The organism is Shimwellia blattae DSM 4481 = NBRC 105725, from assembly GCF_000262305.1.
GTDB lineage: Bacteria > Pseudomonadota > Gammaproteobacteria > Enterobacterales > Enterobacteriaceae > Shimwellia > Shimwellia blattae.
The window spans coordinates 1,789,694-1,810,592 of the sequence record NC_017910.1; the positions used below are offsets into that span (position 1 = coordinate 1,789,694).

Annotated in this window: 25 protein-coding genes, 1 tRNA gene and 1 riboswitch; of the genes, 9 read left to right on the forward strand and 17 right to left on the reverse strand. The window is 58.1% G+C overall.

Translation table 11 applies throughout. The features are described 5' to 3' along the window. Positions 1 to 145 precede the first annotated feature (145 nt). The 3 genes from EBL_RS08260 to EBL_RS08270 all read left to right on the forward strand — a co-directional run bounded on the left by EBL_RS08260 (position 146) and on the right by EBL_RS08270 (position 2,648). Positions 146 to 808 carry a hypothetical protein gene (locus tag EBL_RS08260; RefSeq protein WP_002445627.1) on the forward strand — a complete coding sequence of 221 codons (663 nt, stop codon included), beginning with the start codon at positions 146 to 148 and terminating at the stop codon, positions 806 to 808. Beyond that, positions 780 to 1,055, forward strand: a complete 276-nt coding sequence (locus EBL_RS08265) for a hypothetical protein (protein ID WP_002445629.1) — start codon at positions 780 to 782, stop codon at positions 1,053 to 1,055. The genes EBL_RS08260 and EBL_RS08265 overlap by 29 nt, the downstream gene beginning before the upstream one ends. Positions 1,056 to 1,184: 129 nt before the next feature. Then, on the forward strand, positions 1,185 to 2,648 hold the full coding sequence (locus EBL_RS08270) for a VENN motif pre-toxin domain-containing protein (RefSeq protein ID WP_014715980.1): 1,464 nt from the start codon (positions 1,185 to 1,187) through the stop codon (positions 2,646 to 2,648). On the opposite strand, the gene EBL_RS08275 is transcribed toward EBL_RS08270, so the two are convergent. Further along, positions 2,614 to 3,701, reverse strand: a protein-coding gene (locus tag EBL_RS08275; RefSeq protein ID WP_126298237.1) for an IS3 family transposase whose coding sequence is annotated in 2 segments (ribosomal slippage) — positions 2,614 to 3,449 and positions 3,449 to 3,701 — 1,089 coding nt in all. Because the reading frame shifts where the segments join, the coding sequence is not laid out codon by codon here. The two genes, EBL_RS08270 and EBL_RS08275, sit on opposite strands and share 35 nt — an antisense overlap. A 39-nt stretch (positions 3,702 to 3,740) precedes the next feature. Between EBL_RS08275 and EBL_RS20760 the strand changes: the two genes are divergently transcribed. Next, positions 3,741 to 3,953, forward strand: coding sequence for a hypothetical protein (locus EBL_RS20760; RefSeq protein ID WP_014715981.1), 213 nt, complete (start codon positions 3,741 to 3,743; stop codon positions 3,951 to 3,953). A gap of 383 nt (positions 3,954 to 4,336) precedes the next feature. Here the strand turns inward: EBL_RS20760 and EBL_RS08290 are convergent, their stop codons facing one another. The 5 genes from EBL_RS08290 to copC form a co-directional block, all read right to left on the reverse strand. Continuing rightward, the gene (locus tag EBL_RS08290) at positions 4,337 to 5,101 is read right to left on the reverse strand and encodes a hypothetical protein (RefSeq protein ID WP_002445008.1); all 765 of its coding nucleotides are present in this window, start codon (positions 5,099 to 5,101) and stop codon (positions 4,337 to 4,339) included. Between the two features lie 132 nt (positions 5,102 to 5,233). Continuing rightward, on the reverse strand, positions 5,234 to 5,545 hold the full coding sequence (locus EBL_RS08295) for a hypothetical protein (protein ID WP_002445010.1): 312 nt from the start codon (positions 5,543 to 5,545) through the stop codon (positions 5,234 to 5,236). Positions 5,546 to 6,086: 541 nt separating this feature from the next. Beyond that, complete coding sequence (locus tag EBL_RS08300; RefSeq protein ID WP_002445011.1) at positions 6,087 to 6,428, reverse strand: YebY family protein; 342 nt, start codon at positions 6,426 to 6,428, stop codon at positions 6,087 to 6,089. 21 nt (positions 6,429 to 6,449) lie between these two features. Further along, complete coding sequence (copD, locus tag EBL_RS08305) at positions 6,450 to 7,322, reverse strand: copper homeostasis membrane protein CopD (protein WP_002445013.1); 873 nt, start codon at positions 7,320 to 7,322, stop codon at positions 6,450 to 6,452. A 6-nt stretch (positions 7,323 to 7,328) separates the two neighbouring features. Beyond that, positions 7,329 to 7,709: a copper homeostasis periplasmic binding protein CopC gene (copC, locus tag EBL_RS08310; protein ID WP_002445015.1), complete on the reverse strand. Its 381-nt coding sequence runs from the start codon at positions 7,707 to 7,709 to the stop codon at positions 7,329 to 7,331. 435 nt (positions 7,710 to 8,144) lie between these two features. Here copC and EBL_RS08315 point away from each other — a divergent pair, with 435 nt between their 5' ends. From EBL_RS08315 to EBL_RS08330, 4 genes are all read left to right on the forward strand, one after another. Then, the gene (locus EBL_RS08315) at positions 8,145 to 8,540 is read left to right on the forward strand and encodes a YidB family protein (RefSeq protein ID WP_002445017.1); all 396 of its coding nucleotides are present in this window, start codon (positions 8,145 to 8,147) and stop codon (positions 8,538 to 8,540) included. Between the two features lie 61 nt (positions 8,541 to 8,601). Continuing rightward, positions 8,602 to 8,940, forward strand: a complete 339-nt coding sequence (locus EBL_RS08320; RefSeq protein WP_002445019.1) for an LPS-assembly lipoprotein LptE — start codon at positions 8,602 to 8,604, stop codon at positions 8,938 to 8,940. Between the two features lie 118 nt (positions 8,941 to 9,058). Continuing rightward, a complete protein-coding gene (gene eco, locus EBL_RS08325) occupies positions 9,059 to 9,547 on the forward strand; it encodes a serine protease inhibitor ecotin (RefSeq protein WP_002445021.1) in 489 nt (162 codons plus the stop codon). 132 nt (positions 9,548 to 9,679) lie between these two features. After that, positions 9,680 to 9,753 (forward strand) — tRNA-OTHER (locus tag EBL_RS08330). A gap of 55 nt (positions 9,754 to 9,808) precedes the next feature. On the opposite strand, the gene EBL_RS08335 is transcribed toward EBL_RS08330, so the two are convergent. From EBL_RS08335 to EBL_RS08370, 8 genes are all read right to left on the reverse strand, one after another. Next, positions 9,809 to 10,741, reverse strand: a complete 933-nt coding sequence (locus EBL_RS08335) for an ABC transporter substrate-binding protein (protein ID WP_002445023.1) — start codon at positions 10,739 to 10,741, stop codon at positions 9,809 to 9,811. A 33-nt stretch (positions 10,742 to 10,774) separates the two neighbouring features. Then, complete coding sequence (locus EBL_RS08340) at positions 10,775 to 11,530, reverse strand: ABC transporter permease (protein ID WP_002445025.1); 756 nt, start codon at positions 11,528 to 11,530, stop codon at positions 10,775 to 10,777. Next, positions 11,527 to 12,264, reverse strand: a complete 738-nt coding sequence (locus EBL_RS08345) for an ABC transporter ATP-binding protein (protein WP_002445027.1) — start codon at positions 12,262 to 12,264, stop codon at positions 11,527 to 11,529. The genes EBL_RS08340 and EBL_RS08345 overlap by 4 nt, the downstream gene beginning before the upstream one ends. Next, on the reverse strand, positions 12,261 to 12,953 hold the full coding sequence (locus EBL_RS08350) for a TenA family protein (protein WP_002445029.1): 693 nt from the start codon (positions 12,951 to 12,953) through the stop codon (positions 12,261 to 12,263). The genes EBL_RS08345 and EBL_RS08350 overlap by 4 nt, the downstream gene beginning before the upstream one ends. A gap of 58 nt (positions 12,954 to 13,011) precedes the next feature. After that, positions 13,012 to 13,114: riboswitch (TPP riboswitch) on the reverse strand. Between the two features lie 39 nt (positions 13,115 to 13,153). Further along, the gene (locus tag EBL_RS08355) at positions 13,154 to 14,170 is read right to left on the reverse strand and encodes a FecCD family ABC transporter permease (RefSeq protein ID WP_002445031.1); all 1,017 of its coding nucleotides are present in this window, start codon (positions 14,168 to 14,170) and stop codon (positions 13,154 to 13,156) included. Positions 14,171 to 14,172: 2 nt separating this feature from the next. Further along, positions 14,173 to 14,922, reverse strand: coding sequence for a class I SAM-dependent methyltransferase (locus EBL_RS08360; protein WP_002445034.1), 750 nt, complete (start codon positions 14,920 to 14,922; stop codon positions 14,173 to 14,175). A 2-nt stretch (positions 14,923 to 14,924) separates the two neighbouring features. After that, on the reverse strand, positions 14,925 to 15,884 hold the full coding sequence (locus EBL_RS08365) for an ABC transporter substrate-binding protein (RefSeq protein ID WP_232001944.1): 960 nt from the start codon (positions 15,882 to 15,884) through the stop codon (positions 14,925 to 14,927). Positions 15,885 to 15,898: 14 nt separating this feature from the next. Further along, positions 15,899 to 17,983 (reverse strand): TonB-dependent siderophore receptor, encoded by a 2,085-nt coding sequence (locus EBL_RS08370; RefSeq protein ID WP_014715982.1) that lies wholly within the window; start codon positions 17,981 to 17,983, stop codon positions 15,899 to 15,901. A gap of 209 nt (positions 17,984 to 18,192) precedes the next feature. Between EBL_RS08370 and EBL_RS08375 the strand changes: the two genes are divergently transcribed. Beyond that, positions 18,193 to 18,735, forward strand: coding sequence for a GNAT family N-acetyltransferase (locus EBL_RS08375; protein WP_002445040.1), 543 nt, complete (start codon positions 18,193 to 18,195; stop codon positions 18,733 to 18,735). Here EBL_RS08375 and EBL_RS08380 read toward each other — a convergent pair whose 3' ends face one another. From EBL_RS08380 to rsmF, 3 genes are all read right to left on the reverse strand, one after another. Next, entirely contained in the window at positions 18,736 to 18,927 is a 192-nt protein-coding gene (locus EBL_RS08380) for a YdfD/YebW family protein (RefSeq protein WP_002445043.1), read from the reverse strand. A gap of 96 nt (positions 18,928 to 19,023) precedes the next feature. Then, positions 19,024 to 19,263, reverse strand: a complete 240-nt coding sequence (locus EBL_RS08385) for a YebV family protein (protein WP_002445045.1) — start codon at positions 19,261 to 19,263, stop codon at positions 19,024 to 19,026. Positions 19,264 to 19,374: 111 nt separating this feature from the next. Then, complete coding sequence (gene rsmF / locus EBL_RS08390) at positions 19,375 to 20,817, reverse strand: 16S rRNA (cytosine(1407)-C(5))-methyltransferase RsmF (protein WP_373278509.1); 1,443 nt, start codon at positions 20,815 to 20,817, stop codon at positions 19,375 to 19,377. Positions 20,818 to 20,899 lie beyond the last annotated feature (82 nt).

A 20,899-nucleotide genomic window follows, 5' to 3' on the forward strand; every position in this document is an offset into this window, starting at 1 on the left:
GTCATCCGACACACTCGACAGAGCTGTTGAGAAAATTAAGAACGGAGATAAGTCATTAGCGACAGCTAATGAGCTTATCAGGCTGGAAAATGCCGATAAGCGTAGTGATGCGCTGGTATCCAAATTCACCAAAGACCCTTCACAGATGACCAGTACGGAACGTGCTGAACTGGCCGCTTATCTGCGGGTCTATGCGGCTGAAATGGAAAAGGAATATGGTCCGGCTGTCTCACAGGAACTGGTGAAAGGGTTGCTCCTGGGTCAGGATTATATCAAACGAAATCCGGACTCAGGTGCGATGGCAAAAGCACAGACCATTCTGAATACCTGGGGTTACCATAAATCGAACGCCAGTATAGGTGATGCGCCTGTCCTGTTCGGAAGTAGTGTGTTGGGACTTACTGTAAAAGGTATGGCGGCTAATGCAGCAATTGGTGTGGGTGTTAATACAGGAGTTCAACTGACAGGAAAAGACCCCTTTAGTTATGTTGATGCGATTATGGCTGGCGTGACAGCAGCAGCGATAGCAGGAAAAGGCATTGGGGGATCAGCCGCTATAAATATAGGAGGTGCTGCCATCGGAAGCAGAATCAAGGGAGAAGATCCGACTAACTCTGTTATTGGTACAGGATTTGGTAGTGTTCTGGGTAGCGGGACTGGTAAAGCTATATCAGGAATTATCGGGTCTTCAGTCAAAGAAAGTACAACAGAGGTAATCAGCGCTATTGGTGGTTCGGTAGCAAGTGAAACCGTTGGGAATACAGTTAAAGAGGCACTCGATGAAGCTGATAAATCTGCAAAAAAATAATCGTGGTGTTGGTTTTGGCACACTGTTTTTATTAGAAATTCTCTGTGTATTTTTTTTTGTGATTATCGTTTTTTTAAGCTGCTTATTAGGTAGGCTAGTAATTTTTTTTAAAACTGGGATGGTTATCTTTGATCTGGTTGGGGATATTTTTCAATCTATAAAAGTAGGCGGTGTTGCTGGTTTAATTCTAGGGGTAGGGCTCTGGATGAAAGCCAGACTGCAAGAGGGAAAAGGAAGCAGAAAATAAAGTAATAAGCGGTCGTATTTTTATTTTTTACTGGGGGAATCACCAGTCAGAAGTTAGCTAGGAATACTGGCAGTAATATGAAAAAAGCAGGACGGTCTATTTGCCGATGAGGGGGGATTTGATATTACGGTGGGCAATCATACGCAACTGAACGGGGCGGTAATCGGCTCTGATGCCACGGCAGATAAAAACCGGCTGGAGACCGGCACGCTGGGGTTCAGCGATCTGCGCAACCGTGCAGAATTTACGGCGCAGCAGCAGAGTACCGGTATCAGTACCGGCGGCAGTCTGGGCGGGCTGTTTCTGGGCAATATGGCCAGTACCCTGCTGGCCGGGGTGAACCATCACGGCACTGCCGGTTCATCTACGCAGGCGGCGGTGTCTGAGGGGCAGATACTTATCCGGGATCCGGGTGCGCAGCAGCAGGATCTTAACCTGCTGAGCCGCGATGTGAGCGGGGCTCACCGGTCGCCGGGCCGGATCTTTGACGGCGCGGCAGAGCAGCGGCGGCTGCAGCAGGCGCAGTTGCTGGCGGAGACTGGTGTGCAGGCGGGAGATATCGCCCGGACTCAGGGGGAGATCAACGGGCTGAAAGCGGCGCAGGCGCAGTATCCCGGCTACACGCCGGAGCAGTTGCGTGATACGGCGATTTATAAAGCTGAGGTGCAGAAATACGGTACGGGCAGCGCTATCCAGCAGGGTATACAGGCAGCCACGGCGGCGATACAGGGGCTGGCAGGGGGGAACCTGGCTCAGGCGCTGACCGGTGCCGGGGCACCGTATCTGGCCACTCAAATCCACCGGCTGGCACCGGACGAGGCCGCACGGGCGATGGCGCACGCGGTGGTGGGGGCGGTAACGGCGTATGCGGCGGGTAATCCGGCGCTGGCGGGGGCTACCGGCGCGGTCAGCGGGGAGCTGATGGCACAGTGGGTGATGAGCCAGCTGTATCCGGGCCGGGGGGTCAGTGAGCTGACAGAAGCGGAGCGGCAGACGGTCAGCGTGCTGGGTACGCTGGCGGCGGGCCTGGCTGGGGGCGTTTCCGGAGGCGGCAGCGTATCTGCCCTGGCAGGGGCAGCGGCAGGAAGGAATGCGGCGGAGAATAATAACCTGCACTTGCCATCCGGGATGATGAATTACGGTCAGGCGGTAGCGTCATGGAACCAGTACGCGCAGGACAATAATCTGACAATGGAACAAAAACAGGCCGGGCTGGAGCAACTGGCGAGAGGTGATTTGCCAGAAGGGATGAATATTGCGAAAGCTATTGTTGAAGGTTATCAGGATGGCGTAATGATTGCAGGTGCCTGGTATCTGGGGCCTGCTGCGTCGGTAGGTAAAATTGTTGGTGGTGGGATACTGGCATTGAGTGCAAACGGTGGCTACCAATACTACGATTTGAATAAGCCCGGTAATGAGAATAAATCATGGGATTATTTAGGGAGTGCTACATCATTTACGACAGGAATGTTAGCTCCGGGACGTGGTATATGGGCTAACACCGGAATAGCTATAGGAGGGGTAATCCTCCCATTTTTAACGGAGGCGATAAGTAGAATCAGGTCATGCGTTGAATATGCTGCATTGGCGTGAAGCCATTCAGTGCCATATTCGGACGCTCGTGATTATAAAACCATTGCCAGCGTGTGGCATAGTCCTGCAATTCGTCCAGTGATGTAAACAGGTGCTGTCCCAGCCAGTCATAACGTACAGTCCGGTTATATCGCTCAATATATGCATTTTGCTGAGGTTTTCCGGGTTGAATAAAACGCAGGGTGATATTCTGCTGAACAGCCCATGACATCAGTATCTTGCCGGTATATTCTGGCCCATTATCACATCGTATTGCTGCTGGTTTACCTTTCCACTCAATCAGTTGTTCGAGTGTCCTCACCACTCGATTTGCGGGAAGAGAAAAATCCACCTCAATGGCCAGCGCTTCACGATTAAAGTCATCGATAACATTCAGCAATCGGACGGAACGACCATCCGACAGTTGATCGTGCATGAAGTCCATCGACCAGCATTCATTGCGGCTTTCAGGCACCGCCAGCGGCTCGGGCTTATCCCGTTTCAGTCGTTTTTTCGGTTTAATTCGCCTGTTCAGCGACAACTCGCAATAAATCCGGTATACCCTTTTGTGATTGAACTTAAAGCCTTTTACGTTACGCAGGTACAAAAAGCACAGACCAAAACCCCAGTTGCGCTGACTGTCGGTGATACGGAGTAGCCAGTCAGCAATAACCGTGTTTTCTTCATTCAGTTGAGGCTGATAGCGATAGCAACTTTCGCTGACAACAAACAACTGGCAGGCAAAACGTATGCTGACGCTTCGGTGCCTGACCGCGTCCTGTGCCATCTGCTTTCGCTGCGATGGCTTCACCACTTTTTTGCCATAGCCTCCTGAATAATTTCGGCTTTGAGCCGTTCTTCGGCATACATCTTTTTCAGGCGGCGGTTTTCATCTTCCAGCTCTTTTAGTCGGGCCATCATGGATGCATCCATTCCGCCAAAGCGTGAACGCCACTTGTAGAAACTGGCATTGCTCATACCATGTTCGCGGCACAGTTCAGCAACTGGCGTTCCGGCCTCAGCCTGCTTGAGGATGGCCATGATCTGGCTGTCGGTAAAGCGTGATTTTTTCATAGAGATCTCCCCGGTTCAGATTACGAGAAAATTCTACTTATGAACACACCGGTTTTTCGGGGGGATTACCGAGGTGCTGTATTTACCGATGGACCTGATGGAGCCGCTCTTACAGGTGCAGGTGCGGGAGCATTGTTTGGTGGTACGTTTGGGAAATATGGTCCGTTCTCTGGTGAAATCAACGATATCTTTGGCTCTGTCGGTGGTGAGTTTATTAGCAATGAAGTGAAAGATGCCGGGAAGAAAAAATGATAGTGAATAAAATGCGGAAGCCGTCTTTAAAGATGTTTTTAATAAGTGTTATTTATTATTTTATTGCATTTTTTATCTTTATACTCGTTGCTAAATGTTTGATAAAGATAGGGTATGAAGGGAAACTTATCTTTAACAAGAAAGACGTCACTGACTTACTGGTAATTAGTGGGATTGTTGGTTTTGCTGCAGGTTCCAGGACGTGGCTCTTCGCTAAATTGGACGAGCGTAAAGCCCGCAAATCTCCACCCTCCAATCCTGAATAAAAAATTTATGCACCAGCTCAGTATAGTTGCCCCCTGTATCAGGGGCAGGATAATCCCCTGTTGGTGATGCCCTTTAACATGACACAGAATTCTGAACACTTTCTTTTTTGTCTCTGGCTACCAGCGGGCACCGTTGTGCACCGAGCCCCAGCGGGGGGTGATCCCGTCTTCAAACTGGTAGATCAGGGCCAACACCAGGTTCACGTTATAGCGGGTAACGTCTTCGTGGCGGTTAACAAAGCGGGAGTGGGTTTCTATCAGGTTAAAGTTCTGATACCGCTCCAGCAGGGGCAACGCGGGCTGAATATCGGTACTGAACTGCGTATCCTCCGGGGAGGTGAACAGATAAATATTGCGCTCCAGCCGCTCGTCTTTGGCCAGTTTATCCGGGAGCAGTGCATCCAGCAGGGCGATATTCTGCCGATCCAGGTTCCCGGTCATCACCCGGCCGATCTCCTGCCATTTGCTGCCGGCAAGATAACTGCCGATACGCAGCTGCGGAACGCAGGCGATGATATGGCGAATATCGTGTTTAAGGGCAAACCACAGTGCCGCCGAGCCGCCCTTCGAGGCACCGAGAATGGCGGTGTGCTCCGGCCGGACGCTGGCGATGATATGGTTAATCAGGGCACTGACACCCGCTTCAATACTGAAGTCCAGATCCTGGCACAGGTAATAGGCTGGCAGGCGGTTAAAGTCGTCCTTTATCCATAAAATTGCCGAGTGGCAATGGTGCAGGGTGGTCGTAAAGTCGTACACCGTCGGGTCCGGGCTGTTAAAACCGGACATCACAATAAGCAGATGTTTACAGTCGAAACGCGCCTTCTGAAAGCGGTACTGAATCTGTAATCCTGACCCGGCATCAAATTGTAAATCTTCCATACTCTCCCGCAGGTGCACTGTTGAAAGGCGCTAAGCATAGTCCGGGAGCCGGGGGCGGGTAAAGCTCAAAAGTCGCTAAAACCAGAAATGAAAAACGGTGCGCGCCAGCAGGGCTGGCGCGGCGTGGGGGGGTTATACGGTCAGGGCTTGCGGATTTTTATATGCCGCGCATGTCTCTGGCGTGGCAAACACAGCCCCGTACTGGTGCAGGCTGGCCCGTGACGAGAGCATATTTTCCAGCCCGATGCTCCTCAGAAATGCGGTCAGGCTGACATACTCACCCAGACCCTGGGCAATCACTTCGCGGTAGAGCTTGCCGTTATGGCACAGGGCCACCGGGTAGGGGATTTTCCCCCAGGGGATGTCTGACTGGCTGTTAAGCCAGGCGGTGATCCTGGTATCAAACTCAGGCTTTTCGTTTTCCAGAAGATAGTTATGTTCCATTATAAATACCCTTGCTTAATGAATGCCTATTCAGATTAAGCGCATAAAACAGCAAGGTCAACCGAAATAATGCCCGCTGCAGCTGCATATGTTTATAATTTGGGCCATCCGCACAGGCGGGGCGGTAAGCCGGATTCCGGGGCAGGTTATTTGTCACTGAAAAGTAGTAGTCAAGGTTTTAATGTAAATCGTTTGTTAATTATATTTTGGGGTGGTATAACTGGTCGCACCTGGCGATAAAATCCGTGCTGCCAGGTGTCGCCGGTATTCTGGCTGCGTGCTCAGGTATCACGACAAAAAAAGACCGAATACGATTCCTGTATTCGGTCCAGGGAAATGGCTCTTGGGAGAGAGCCGTGCGCTAAAAGTTGGCATTAATGCAGGCTAAGTCGCCCTGCCATTTAAGAATAGATGAGCATTTCAGCTTTTCCAGTCCGCGGCGCAGCCGGGGTCAGAAAATCTGAAAAAATGCCGTAATTAATACAAAAAAACCGTAATCGCCCTTAAGGGGAATTACGGTTTTTTTATGCAGTTCATCAGGTTAGGGGCATAACGCCCGGGCGCGTTCAATAAACGGCTCAAGGCTGATTTTCTTTTGCGGATCGCGGGGATCAGTTGCGAGGATCACCGCAATCGGCTGGGCCCGGGTCTGGCCGCTCTCAACCTGCTTTTGCGCAGCGGGGTTCAGGGGATACTGCACCAGGGTACTGGGGTTTATCACGTACAGTGCCTGATCCTGGCGGCAGGTCAGCATCACCTCTTCGCGGTTAAATACCCATTTATCCTTGCCTATCTCAAAGCGGCTGACGGTGATAATCTGCGGTGCGGCCAGCGCCGCCGCAGAGCTGCACAGTAACAATAACGAGGCGCATAATTTCTTCATTTTTCGTCCTGAATATAACAATTAAAACGGATCCCAGGTGGCAAACAGGCTGACCAGCCCCACGACCGCCAGGGAGAGTAACATTTCAGCGCGGGTAAAGGTGATAAACCAGCGCTGTGCGGTGTCGCTCTGCTCAAAGCGCGGCACCAGAAGATAGCGGTTTACCAGCGCCAGGATAGCCATCATAAAGACCAGCCCCACTTTAATGGACAGCGCCCTGAGATACGCCGAGCCCTCCGGCCAGTGAAGCCCGGTTATCAGCAGCATATTGACAGCACCGCTGATAATCACCAGCGCCACCGCCAGATGCCCGTAGCGGGAAAAGCGCATCATGGCCAGGGTGGCTGGCCGCTGCCAGCGCGCCCGGCGGGCCAGCGCCATACAGACCAGCAGCGGGATCAGGCCACCGGCCCACCAGCCTGCGGCCAGCAAATGTAGCGCGTGGCTGAGCTGGCTGATAACCCCGGCGAGCCCCGTATGCAGCGCCCCGTGGCCGGTGCTGCCCAGCAGCACCACCTGTGCGGTACAGAGGACGAGCAGCAGGGCGCTCAGCCCTCTGGGTTTAATCAGCGCGGCCATTAACACGGCGGCGGCGAAAATAATCTGCCACAGCCAGATACTGCCAAAATGCGAGTCCAGCAGCCGCCCCCAGACCCCGGGGGAGAAGGCATCAGCCCAGCCGTTGCCCATCATTCCCCCCTGCACGGCCCACAGCAGCAAGGCGGCACCCAGCGACACCATTGCCGCCGGTAACCATACCGGCGACAGGCGGCGCATAATCACCCGGCGAAAGTCGCCCGGGGCCAGCAGCGCACCACAGATAGCGCAGCCCAGGATCAGTAACAGGGCCGTAAAGTGGCAAAAGCGCAGCACCACATAGCAGGCAGCCAGCATAACCGGTTACTTGAGCGTAAAGCGGTAATTGCCGTGGGTTTTATGGCCATCAACCGAGACCACCTGCCAGTTAACCTGATAACTGCCCGGCGGCAGGGGTTGTGCGGGGGTCACCACCACAGAGCGGTTGTCATCCGCCACCTTGTGCAGCGGCCCGGTGCTGACCGGGGTTTTCCCTGGGCCATTTAGCGTGATAGTGCTGAAACCGGGCTCGATACCTTCAGAAAAGGTCAGCCGGATCTCCTGCGGGGCGGCAGTTAACTGTGCATCCGCAGAGGGGCTCTGCTGTACCAGATGAGCATGGGCGAAAGCCGGGGAGGAGAACATCAGGGCCGATAAGAGAAGTGTAAAAAACGTTGCTATTGTCGTTAACAACTTGCTTGTCATATTCGCCATTCCTTTTGATTGCGCATTAACACAATGATAACTCCGCAGGCTGTGCGGCGTCGACACCCGGCAGGGGGGAATTTGCCGGCCGGAAAAGCAGTGGGTGGTTAATAGCACCAAATGGTGCCCGGGACATTAGTAATTTGTTCTAAATTTTTAACGATGGGACAGGGTTTCAGAAAAACGCCCGGATGATGAAAAAATAACAGTATCAGTGCGTTGCGGCACGGTTATCACGCCCGCCGGGCCAGGATCTCCCCCGGGAAACCGCACGGCTGCCCGCCAGGCCCGCCACCCGTCTTTCCGGCCGGGGTTTTCCCCACAAGGTTTTTGTCGTTATTTCGCGTAATTAAGGAGTTGTCTGGTTTGCGTCTGGCGTTATCAGGACTACTGTGCCGGGCGTAGCTGTATTGACATAATGATGTGGAGGAAAACATGGGATTACTTGATCAGATCGGCAGCATACTCGAACAGGAAGGGGGCAATGCCCGGTTACTGCAGGGCGTTATTGCCTGGATTGACTCTCAGGGCGGCATTGCGGCGCTGATTGCCAAATTTCAGCAGGGCGGGCTGGGGGAAATTGCCCAGTCGTGGATTGCCAACGGGCAAAATCACCCGATCAGCGGTGAGCAGGTATCCAGCCTGTTAGGTAATGGCGAACTGGAAAGCCTGGCCTCCTCTATGGGGGTTGCGCCAGAGCAGGCTTCCGCCATGCTGGCTCAGGTACTGCCGGGCATCGTTGATGGTCTGTCTCCGTCTGGCAGCGTGCCGGAGCACGGCAACCTGCTGGAAAACGGCCTCGAAATGCTGGCCGGTAAACTTTTAGGTTAACCCGCGACGGGCCCGTTACGGGCCCGTTGTGTACGACAAACAACACGCAAGGGAGGTAATAATGAAACCAGTGATACCGGTTATCGGGCTGATGTTACTGACCGGATGTGGCTCTGCGTCTCACCTGCGCGGCCAGGAGCCGGTGCTGGAGGGCAGTAGCCCTAAGTCTCCGGCGGCGCTGGCCCAGTGTGTGCAGGAGCAGTGGGCACGCAGCGGTGTTAAATCGGAGCTGACCACATCAGGCACGGGCAGCAGTGTGCTGGTTCCCGGCACCCTGGGTGGCTACCGGGTGCTGCTGGATGCCCGTCCCTCGTCCCAGGGCAGTGATTTCTCCCTTTATGAGCGCCTGGCCCATGTGACCTCGGTGGTTTATGAGGATGGTGTCGCCTTCTGTAAATAGCGGGCGGGTCCCTTAAGTTTCTTCTTAAAATGTTGCCAGTCACCGATTATCTCTAGACTTATATTCTGATGCTGTAAGATCATAGAGAGAATTAATCTGCTTACACGGAGTTCTCAGAATGAAAGCTATTACCACCAGCCTGTGCGGTCTGTTACTGGCGTCCACCTCAGCCCTGGCTGTTGATCAGAACGCGCCATTGAGTAAAGTTGCGCCATTCCCGGCAGCGGAAAAAGGGATGGTACGCCAGGTGATTTATCTGCCCCAGCAGCCGGACGAATCCCTGCTGAAAGTGGAGCTGATGCCGGGCAAAACGCTGGATGTTGACTGCAACCGCCATATTCTGGGCGGCCAGTTTGAAGAAAAAGATCTTCAGGGGTGGGGCTATACCTACTACCAGTTAACTAAAGTCTCTTCACCGGCCTCTACCATGATGGCCTGCCCGGATAAAACCACCACCCGCAAATTTGTTCAGGTCAATACTGGCGGTAAAGGGCTGATTCGCTATAACAGCAAACTGCCGGTAGTGGTGTACACCCCGGAAAATGTTGAGCTGAAATACCGCATCTGGCGCGCCGATGAAGCGCTTCAGGATGCAGTGAAAAAGTAACCGTGCGTAGTGTGATCTGACACACAATATTCACAATTCCCTTACTATCCGGCGGGATATATTTTGCATTTGGCCGCCGGATATGAATAATACGTCCCTGCGGTAAACGTGCTTTCAGCGTGAACCCTATATCCGCCGGTAGCTCATCAGGGAAGAGCAGTAGTTTATGCTACAGGTGCGGGGTTGAAGTCCTCGTCGGCGGTCCAAATTAAAAAAACAGGCGCACTCCGGTGCGCCTGTTTTTTTTGTGCTGTGTGCCGGTTACAGCTCCACTGCGTACTGTTCCACCGGGGTGATTTTTTTAATCAGCTTGCTGGCGAACAGAAACTGTTCATATGCCTGGTAGCGGTTGCTGTCCAGTTTACCCGGCTCGGTGGCGAACAGCGGAATGCTCGCCTGCCACGCCTGCTTATTCAGTGGGGTGTTCAGCTCCGGATGGGCGCGGGCAAAAGCCTGCCAGGTCTCCTGCGGGTGCGCGCGCAGATAGTCACCACCTTGCTTCAGGGCGGTGAGAAACTTGCGAATTTTCGGGGCGGACATCGTATCGCGGCTGGCGACGATAATCAGCTCGTCATAGGCCGGGACGCCGTAATCCTCCACATTAAACACCACGGGATCCTTACCCTGTAGTTTCAGCTCCTGCGCTTCTATATTGCGGTAGCCGCCGATCACCGCATCCACCTGGCCTGCCAGCAGGGCGCTGGTAAGCTGAAAATTCACGTTGATTAACGTCATCTCCTCCGGCCGGATATGCTGGTTTTGCGCCATGGTGGCAAGGGTTGCCTGCTCAATCCCGCTGACCGAATAACCAATCTTTTTCCCTTTGAGATCCGCCGGGGATTTTATCGCTTTATCGAGGGTTATCACGGTATTGAGCGGGGAGCTGATAAGCGTACCCACCCGCACCAGCGGCAGCCCCTGGTCGGCAAAAAAGTGCAGCTGGGGCTGGTAGGTGATCGCGAGATCTGCCTGTTTCGCCACCACCAGCCGCGCAGGTAACGCCGGATCGGAGGGCGGAATAATACGCACATTTAACCCCTGCTGTTTAAAGGCACCGATTTGTTCGGCCACCATAATCGGGGCGTGATCCGGGTTAATGTACCAGTCGAGTACCAGGGTCAGATCCTCTGCGGCACTGGCCCGGGAGAGTGCCGCCATGCCCAGTAACAGGCCGCACAGGTATTTTTTCAGCATGATGTTTTCCTTGGTTCGTTATCAGTAACAGTGTCAGTCGGTTTCCGGCTTCCAGGTGATCAGCCGCCGGACCAGGGTATCGACCGTGGTCCACAGCAGAATGGTCATCAGCACCAGGATAAATAACGCGGCGAAACAGGCGTCGGTCTGCATCCGGGCATTGGCATTGAGCATCAGGTAACCGAGCCCCCCGGCGGAGCCCACCCATTCGCCGATGATGGCGCCAATTGGCGCTACCGCCGCCGCCATACGCAGGCCAGAGCCAAACGCCGGAAGCGCCGCCATCAGGCGCACATGGCGCAGCAGCGCCCAGCGCGATGCCCCCATGGTGCGGGCAAGGTTGAGGTAGTCGTTATTCACCCGGCGCAGCCCGTCGAAAAAGGCGGAAACCATCGGGAAAAAAATCACCAGGACCGCCATGGTTATCTTGGCGCTGATCCCAAAGCCGAACCACAGCACCAGCAGCGGGGCGAGGGCGAAAACCGGTATGGCCTGGCTGGTCAGCACCAGGGGCATCAGCCAGCGCTGTAGCCGGGGGGAGAAAATCATGCACAGGGCCAGGGCGGCGCCAAACAGCACCCCGATGACCAGGCCGCTGAGGATCTCACTGGCGGTGATCAGTGCATGCCATGCCAGATAGTCACGTCCCTGCCACAGGGCCTGAAGTACGGCACCCGGGGTGGGCAACAAAAAAGCGGGAATACCGCTCAGGGTCAGCAGCCACCAGAACAGTAACAGCCCGGCGAAGACGGTCAGGCCGCGCCCCAGGCGGGTGAGTGTCGGTGTCATAGGGCCCCCGTCAGCCGCAGCAACAGCCGGGCCTGGTCGTGCAAAAGTTGCGGGTCATCGGGGGCGCGCGGGGGCTGACCGGTGAGCGGGTGGTTGTCATCAAGGCCGCCAGGCCCGCGGGAGAGCACCAGCAGCCGGTGGCTCAGGCGGCAGGCTTCCATGGTGTCGTGGGTGATAAGCAGCACCGTGTTGTCGGCCAGCAGCTCCGCGGCCAGCTCCTGAATGGCGCTGCGGGTCAGGGCGTCCAGCGCGGAAAACGGCTCATCCATCAGCACGATGGGCTTGCGTTCATACAGGGTCCGGGCAATGGCGGCCCGCTGGCGCATACCGCCGGAGAGGGTGGCGGGCATGGCCCGGGCGTAGTCGGCAAGGCCCACGCGCTCCAGCAGGTGCTCAACCCAGGGGCGGTCGGTGGGCTCTTTGCGTAGCCGGGCGCCGAGCGCCACGTTTTCGGCAATAGTCAGCCACGGATAGAGCAGATCTTTTTGCCCCATCCAGGCGATCCGCCCGCTCAGGGGCTGGCCGTCGCTGCCGCTGACACTGCCGGTCGTGGGGGGCAGTAAACCGGCGATAATCTGCAACAGGCTGGTTTTGCCGGTGCCGCTCACCCCGAGCAGCGAGACAAAACGGCCCCCTTCGATAGTAAAGTTAAGCCCGCTAAAGAGGGTGTTATCACCAAAGCGCAGGCTGAGGTCCCGCACCTGGATCCCGGGGGGCGTGGTACGGCGTGTCATCGGGCGGTGTCCACAGCGTTAAGCCCCATTTGCCAGAAGGCAGACTCCAGCCGGGTGGCGGTGGTAAAAATGGTGCTCAGCTCCGGCATCCGGCTTTGGGCACCGCGCTGCTGGCCCGTGGTTTCCAGTAACGCCATGGCGGCGCGGACCCCGGCCAGGTATTGCGGGTCGCCGTAGTTGAGGATCCAGGAGGCATAAGGGTTGTTGTCGAGGCGGGTTTCCGGGCTGTTCAGTAGCCCAAGGCCGATTTCCGCATACCCGGCCACACAGGGCAGCAGGGCGGCCAGCAGGTCGAGCGCATCGCCCCGGTGGCCCGTATCCAGAACATAGCGGGTGTAGTTCATGGTTTCCGGGGCTTCCGGCTGGGCGGCAATGTCGGACTCCTGCAATCCCCAGCTCGCGCAGTAGGCCAGATGCAACGGCAGCTCCGCAATAATGGCATTAAGGGAGGCGGTCGCCGAGCGCATTTCAGGCAGGGTGTGCAGCTTGCTGACCAGCAGCCCGTATGCCCGGGCAAAGTGCAGCAAAAACAGATAATCCTGGATCAGATACTGGCGGAAGGCCGCTTGCGGCAGTGTGCCCGCAGCCAGCTGGCGGACAAACGGATGGTTGACATATTCCTGCCACTGGCTACCCGCCGCGTGGCGCAACTGACCATACAGGCCAGTTTCAAACTGCGTAATATCCATAGATCTCCTGGTATGGTGGAGATCCGGGCGCCTGGCGCTATGAACAGACAACAACCTGAAAAGCCATTGCCACCGTCCCTTCGCTGGCATGACCCAGATCAGGTTCAAAGGGTCCGGTTTACACCATCTCAGCCCGTTTCAGGGCACCCCTCGGAGACGCCTGTTATACGTTATTTGATTTTCATTTACACTTTTTATTTTCAGTTATCGCCCCGGCGGGTGCGGGCAACCAGCAGTAAAAAGACCGGCACCCCCAGCAGGGCGGTGAGGATCCCCACCGGCAACTCCCGGGGGGCAAACAGCGTGCGCGCCAGGGTATCGGCCAGAACGGTGACCATGGCGCCGCACAGCATCGCCACCGGCAACAGGCTGCCGTGGCGGCGGCCGCTGAGCATCCGGGCAATGTGCGGCACGGTCAGGCCAATAAAACCGATGGCACCGCAACAGGCGACCACAATGGCCGTCAGCAGGGTGGTCAGGCTGTAGATCAGCAGGGTTATCCGCGCCACATCCACCCCCACGGTGCTGGCGGTGAGCGGGCTGACCGCCAGCACATCCAGGGTGGGGGCCAGCCGGTGCAGCAGCAGGAAAATCCCCCCCAGCACCAGGCCACACAGCAGCACCTGGGGCCAGTCTGCCCGGGTAAACGATCCCAGCAGCCAGAACATCACGCCACGGCTGGTGTCGGCGTCCGTCTTCCAGAAGGTGATAAGCGATGTCAGGGCCGAAAGCAGCTGGGTCACGGCGACCCCGGTGAGCACCAGGCGGCCAGACTGCCCGGCCAGCGAGGCGCGGGCAAGGATCAGCACCAGCAGAAATGCCAGCGCCGCGCCGCCAAAGGCCCCCAGCGGCACAGCGGCCCAGCCCGCCCCCCAGCCTGCGGCAATTACCAGTACCGCCCCGGCACCGGCCCCGGAGGAGATCCCCAGCACCCAGGGATCGGCCAGATCGTTACGGGTCAGCGCCTGGAGCACTGTGCCGCACAGGGCAAGCGCCGCCCCCGTCAGGGCCGCCAGCAGGGTACGGGGTAAGCGCAATGACCAGATAATGCGCCGGGCCAGGGAGCCCCCGTCGGGGCTCTCCCCGGGCCCCGCCAGCAGTGCACCGGCGCTCTGGCTCAGGGAGAACGTCACCGGGCCGGTTGCGATGGCAAGCACCACCACCAGCAGCAGGGCGCTCAGCAGCAGGGCCAGTAACAGAGGGGCGCGCCGGGACAAGGCTATTTCCAGCCCGCGATAACGTAGTCGTCAAGGTATTGCCACAGGGTGCCGGTTTCGAAAAAACCGGCCTGCTGCAACAGGGCCAGCTGAAAGCCTACCGTGGTGGCGGGGGGCACCGGGCGGCCGGCAAACAGACGCGCCCGTTCGGGAAGCTGCGCCTGTAGCGTTTCGCAGGCGCTGGCATCGGCAAACCAGCTGTCCCAGCTCTGGGCACCTGCGGCGAAGGCCTGCTGTTGGGTGAGCTTGTCGTGGGCTTCTGCCAGCTGTTTTTGCTGCGGGTGGTGGGGGCTGAAGCGCTGGTGATCCGCATTAAGCAGGATCCCGCCTGGTGCCAGTAGCTCCCGGAGCGTCCGGTACAGGACCGCCTGCTGCTCCGGCATCAGCCAGTGGATGGCGGTGCTGGAGACGATCGCCCGGGGCGTATCGGGCAGGGCGGTGACCCAGCCGGGCTCTGACATATCGGCGTGAATAAAGCGGATCCGGTCTTGTTGCCCCTCCAGCGCCTGCCGGGCAATGGCGAGCAATAGCGGGTCGAGATCCAGGGCGGTGACTCGTACCTGGGGGAAGCGGTTCAGCAGGCGCTGGCTGAAAGAGCCCGGCCCGCAGCCCAGATCCAGCACCTGGAAATCATCCCCGTACAGGAGGGACAGGGTATCGAGCACAACATTAAAACGTGCCTCACGGTGGGCAATATACGCACTTTGCTGGGTATCCCAGCGGGCCAGAAGTTCGTGGGCCGGACAGGTCATTATCAGAAATTCTCCGTAGTTAAGGTGTGAAGTTGGGTGATCAGCCGCTCCAGGGCATACAGGGAGCGGGCGGAGGGATCCAGGTCGTAGCCGGGCAGAATGATATAGCGCCGCTGGCGCACCGCCCGCATGGTGGCGGTGATCGGGTTATGCTCCAGATAGGCGATTTTGTCTGCGGCGCTGTCTCCCGGTGTGCCCCGGCGCAGATCGCCGAGTATCAGCACGTCGGGATCCCGGGCGGCGACCACCTCCCAGGACACTTCAGGCCAGAGCCGGGGCTCATCGGCGAAGATATTGGTGCTGCCCACGGTGCGGGTCAGCAGGGCCGGAGCGCCGGTGTTGCCCGCCACATAAGGCACGCTGAGGCCGGAATACCACCACATCAGGCGCCGGGCGGGCAGGCAGCGGGCACTCTGGCGCAGGGCCGCCAGCTTGTTCTCCAGGGTACGGATCAGCCGTTCCGCCCGGGGGGTGACGTGATAGATAGCGGCAATGTTGCGCAGCTCGTCAAACAGATCCTCCCAGTGCAGGGGATGCTGGCGTTTACGCTGCTGCCCCTGGCAGGCGTTTTCGCTAAGCCAGGTGGCGATGCCCCAGCGGGCCAGGCGCGCCCGATCCGGTGTTTCCGGGCTGTTAAACCAGTAGTAACTGGCGGAGTAGATAAAATCCGGCCGGGTGGCCAGTATGGCTTCGGCAGACCAGGGGGCTGCGTCATAACGGGCGGGCAGCTGCCCCGCCCGCTGCCAGGGCGAGGGGGCTGTGTCCCGGCCCGGCAGGTCGCCCACCACGGCAATGACGCTGGCACCGAGATCGAGCGCCAGCAGGTTTTCCAGCGCCGGAGGGGTGTAAACCAGCACCTTTACCGGGGGGCGGGTAAAGTGCCACGGGCGGTCGCAGTTGGTCAGCGTTAGCGGCTGGCTGCCCGCTGTGACGGGCAGCACCAGGCAGAGAAACAGTGTCAACAGGTAGCCACGCATCAGAAACGCATATTCACAAAGGCTTCCCAGGTCCGCCCCGGGGCAAACAGCGCCTGGGTGGCATAGGTGCGCTGCCAGGCGTAGGTTTTATCCGTCAGGTTGCGTACCCGGGAGCCGAGGGTGATCCCCGGGACAATCTCATAGCTGCTGCTGAGATCCAGGGTGGTGTAATGGGGCATTTTGTCGGTATTGGCGTTGTTATTGTAGCTGCTGCCCACATAGTGCAGCTGGGCACCCAGCCCCAGTTGCCGGGTGAGCATATAGCTGGCTGAGAGGTTAGCTGTCCACTGGGGAACGTAGCGCGGTGTTTTCCCGGCCAGATCCTGGCCCCCCTGGCGGAAGCTGTTAAAGCGGGCGTGGGTCCAGGCGAGATTGCCCCCGAGGGTGAGCGCCTCCCGGGGGTGCCAGTGACCACTGAACTCCACCCCGCGGGAGGTCTGTTTGCCGACCGCGTTCCAGACGCCGGGGCGCAACTCATCCTGCTCGAAGAGATGCTTTTTTTGCAAATCGTAGACGGCGAGCGTCATGGCGGCGCTCTGGTCCGGCAGGCTGGCTTTGATCCCGGCTTCATATTGCCGCACCGCCGTCAGCGGCAGGGCGGTCTGGTCCGGGCCCAGGAAGAACATATCCTCACCGGGCTCTTTGCCGGTGGTGTAGCTGGCATACAGCGTAATGTCGCGCGTCAGATCCCAGCTGGGGCCAATGCCGAGACTGGTAAAATCGTAGCGGCGGCTGATGTGCTGGCCCTGCTGCTGGTAGTTCCAGTGCATATCAACCCGGGAGTAGCGCAACTGCCCGAGCAGGGCCAGGGTGTCGGTCAGGCTCAGCCGGTCTTCAAGAAACAGGGCCGACTGGTTCTGGGTTATCTGGCGTACGGCCGAGCGGCGCGGTGCGTTGCCGCTGCTGAACGGGCGCCGGGGCGGGTTGAGCAGCGGCACGTTGTCCTCACCGGCAAAACTGTTCGAATAGTAGCTGAATGTGCGCTTGCTGACGTCTGCCCCGGCCAGGATCTGGTTGTCATACTGGCCGATGCTTCCGCTGGCCTGCAGGGTGATGCGATCGCCGGTGAGGGCGTCTTTGTGGCTCAGATCGCCGAAGGAGTCCCGGGTCAGAAAACCGGTGCGGGTGGCAGACGGGTAGTAGCGCTCAACGTTGTGCCACTCGCGCAGCCCCTTGTAGTAATAGAATTTATTTTCCAGCGACCACTGAGGGGAGGCAAACCAGGACTGGGTGGCCTGAAACGAGGTGGCGTGGCCACGGATCCAGGCGTCGCGCAGGTTGTTGTAGTTGGTATAGCGCAGGTGCCTGTCGGGTTTGCCGTTAAGGCGCGGGGTGCCGAAGTAGGGGTTGCGGGTGTGCTCCGTCATGCGGTCAAGATTAAACGTCAGCATGGTGGTGGCGGTGGGGGTCAGCAGCAGTGCCCCGGTGGCCCGCAGGGGACGCTGGCGGACGTGCTCTACCTGGCTGCCCTGGCTGGCGGCGCTGATATCCAGACGACCAGCGGCCAGATTATCGATAAGCGTGCCCCCGGTGCCAATGTGCATCCGCTGGCTGGCGAAGCTGGACCAGGCGTAGTCCAGCTCCAGCGGCTGGGCGGCGAACGTGGCCCTGCGCGGGATCAGGTTAATACTGCCCCCGGCGGGGCTCAGCCCGTTAAGTACCGAGCCGGTGCCGTACAGCACATCGATGCTCTGGTAATGGGCCGGATCGCCCCCCTGCAGGGTACTGCCGGGGGTAAGCACGCCATCATACAGCCAGGCCAGCGGGGTAAAACCGCGCAGCGATACGCTGTTTGACAGGGTTGGCGACGTAGTGCCTGACAGGCCGGGCAGGGTTTCGACAACCTCAGTCAGGGAGCGCCAGCCCCGGGTGGTGATGGTGCTCTGGCTGACACTTTCCGTATGGCGCGGGATCTGCCGCTCGCTGATGGCCAGGCGGGAGGCGCTACCGGCTGAAAGCGGGGGAATGGCGTTGCTGTCGGTACTGCCGGTGACCACCAGGGTATCGTTACCGGGGGCTGCGTGAGCGGCGGCGGCGCTGAGGGAAACCAGAACTGCCAGTGAGGTGCGAGTGAGTGTCATCATACCGTCCTTGATTAAATTTGCGATGTTATAACATATCAATAATCGCCAATAAACCCTGGATAGAATGGGGGAAAGACCACGTGGCGGCAGGCAGAACAGGGCCTGCCGGTAATGCTGTACTGGACTGCTGAATATCGTAATATGATGATCTTCCTGCGTCTGGTGGCCGTGTGCCAGCGCCTCTTTACACCTGCTAAGGGAAATCATCTATGCAAGTCAGTGCCCCACACCTGGAGACCCCGCGCCTGGTACTGCGCCAGTATCAGCTTGACGATTTTGAACAACTGGCCGCCATGTGGGCGGATCCTGACATGGTGCGCCATATCGGAAACGGAGAGCCCCAGAGCCGGGAGATGAGCTGGGGGCGGTTGCTGCGCTATGTGGGGCACTGGCAGCTGATGGGGTATGGCTACTGGGCCTGTATTGAAAAGTCCAGCGGGGCGATGGTGGGCAGTATCGGGCTGCAGCAGGCCCGGCGGGTCTGTGAACCGGCGCTGGTATTACCGGAAGCGGGCTGGAGCCTGCGCCCGGCGGCCCAGGGCAAGGGCTATGCCCGGGAAGCGCTGGGGGCAATTCTGAACTGGGCCGATCAGGCGCTGCACAGCGATCTGTGCTGCATTATCGCGCCGGAGAATCAGCCCTCTGTGCGGCTGGCCCGGGGGTGCGGGTTTGACTACCAGGGGGTTGTACAGTATCACCACACGCCGGTGGAACTTTATGTGCGCAAGTATTCCCGGGCTGCAGAGCGTTGATCACAGATCGCTGTACTCGGTCGCGGGCCGCCAGTATTGCCCGCGGACCTCAACGGTCGGGTAGCAGCCGCCATTGCGTATTTGCTGATCTTCCATGGAAGCCAGACAGCGTGCTTCTGACGGGTAGTTGTCGATAGGCAGATTCTGGCACCCGGCATTCAGCCAGCAGACAAACAGAACCAGTGTATACATAACGTATCCATATGTTGTACAGAGAAAAACAGCCTGTCTGAAGAGTATAGTCAATCGCGGGGGAACAGATAACCCGTCGGGCGACGGGTTAGCAAGTTATGCCAGGCGCATAACCCAGGCATCGGTGTGTCTGTCGTAACGCTGACGGTACAGGACCGAACGTTCGCCGTTAAGCACGGCGGGGATACTGGTTTCATCATCCCATGCATCCAGCTGCATGCACAGGTCCGGGTCTGACTTACAGGGAATGCTTAACGTTCGCTCTCCGCTATGTTCCCCTTTTAACACGGCATCATCGATTTCGAAGGTGCCGATCCGCAGATGGGTTTTCGTCATAAAACTCTCCAGTGGCTCTCTTTCGTGGTACGACCAGTTTGGCGCGCATGGTTAAGCCTGGACGCGAAATAAAAAACTGCCAACTAAAAAGCATTAATTTTTTCAGGTGAATTAATTTTCCCCGCCAAACAACCTGCCGTCCCGCACCAGCTCGCGGGGGTAGCTGTTTTTGAGCCTGCTGCCCACTTTCTTCGCCAGCCCAATGGGTTGCTGCTGGAAGGTGACGATGACCTCGTCATGGCGGGGGGCGGTTGCCGGGTAGATATCCCGCCCGCGATACCACTCTTCGGCTTCTGACGCGCTCAGCTCAAAGGCGTTCACACCCTGACCACAGGCCAGAGCAATCACCGCTTCATGCTGCCAGCGATACCCTTTGTTGTGCTGCTCGGCCAGCTTCACACCGGTGCGTGAGAAGCGCACCTTGCCAAACAGGGGCTCAGCCGCAACCGGGAACAGCCAGATTTCTTTATCCCGCCGCCACAGGCGCAGGGTCTCTTCCCAGTGCAGGCCCACATTGCCTGCCAGGGTGGTCAGCTCGCGGCTCTCCCGGGCAGACAACGGCGTAAACGGAAACGCCCCGACCTTAAAGCGCGGTGCCGGGAGCGGCGCAACCGGCGCGGTTTTGCGCAGCCGGGCCACAAAGAAGCCCTCACAGTCATAAATTTGCGGGAATACATGCAGGAAACCTTCCGGCGTCAGGGCATCACCGGCCCCGGGGAACAGATCCGTCAGCGGGGTAATTTCCACGGCACCCGGGTACTGCTCCAGCAGCCAGTGGCAGGTTTGCTGATTTTCCTCCCGGTTCAGGGTGCAGGTGGAGTAGACCAGCGTGCCACCCGGCTTCAGGGCGTGGAAGGCGCTGTCGATAAGCGCCCGCTGGGTGGCGGCGATATCAAGATTGCTCCGGGGGGACCAGTTGCGCAGCGCGTCGGGATCTTTGCGCACCACACCTTCACCGGAACAGGGGGCGTCCAGCAGGATGGCGTCAAAGGTTTCCGGTAAGGCGGCGCCAAATACCCGGCCATCAAAATGGGTCAGCGCCGTGTTGCTGATCCCGCAGCGGCTGATATTGGCGTGCAGCACTTTTACCCGGCTGGCGGCATATTCATTGGCAAGGATCATCCCCCGGTTGGCCATTCTGGCGGCGATCTGGGTGGTTTTGGAGCCCGGCGCGGCGGCCATATCCATTACCCGCTCCGGCCGGGGAACCGCGTCAAACAGGGCGGTGACCGGGAGCATGGAGCTGGCCTCCTGAATATAAAACAGGCCGCTGAGGTGCTCTGCATAGCTGCCCAGCGGCAGGCTGTTTTCGTCATCATCCCCGGTGGTTACCCAGAACCCTTCCGCACACCAGGGGATGGGGGTGAGCTGCCAGCCCAGCGGGGCCGTCAGTTGCAGAAAATCCGCCACGCTGATTTTTAGTGTGTTGACCCGCAGGCTGCGACGTAACGGGCGCTGGCAGGCGGCGATAAAGCTGTCCATGGTGAGTGACGCGGGCATGGCATCACGGATGACGGCTAAGAAGGCATCGGGCAGCCAGGCTGGTGAGGATATTGACACTGTGGGTTCCGCAACTGAAAAAAGAGGAGGCGTAGTCTAGCATAAAGGCTCCCGGCAGGCACCGGGAGCCTTGCGG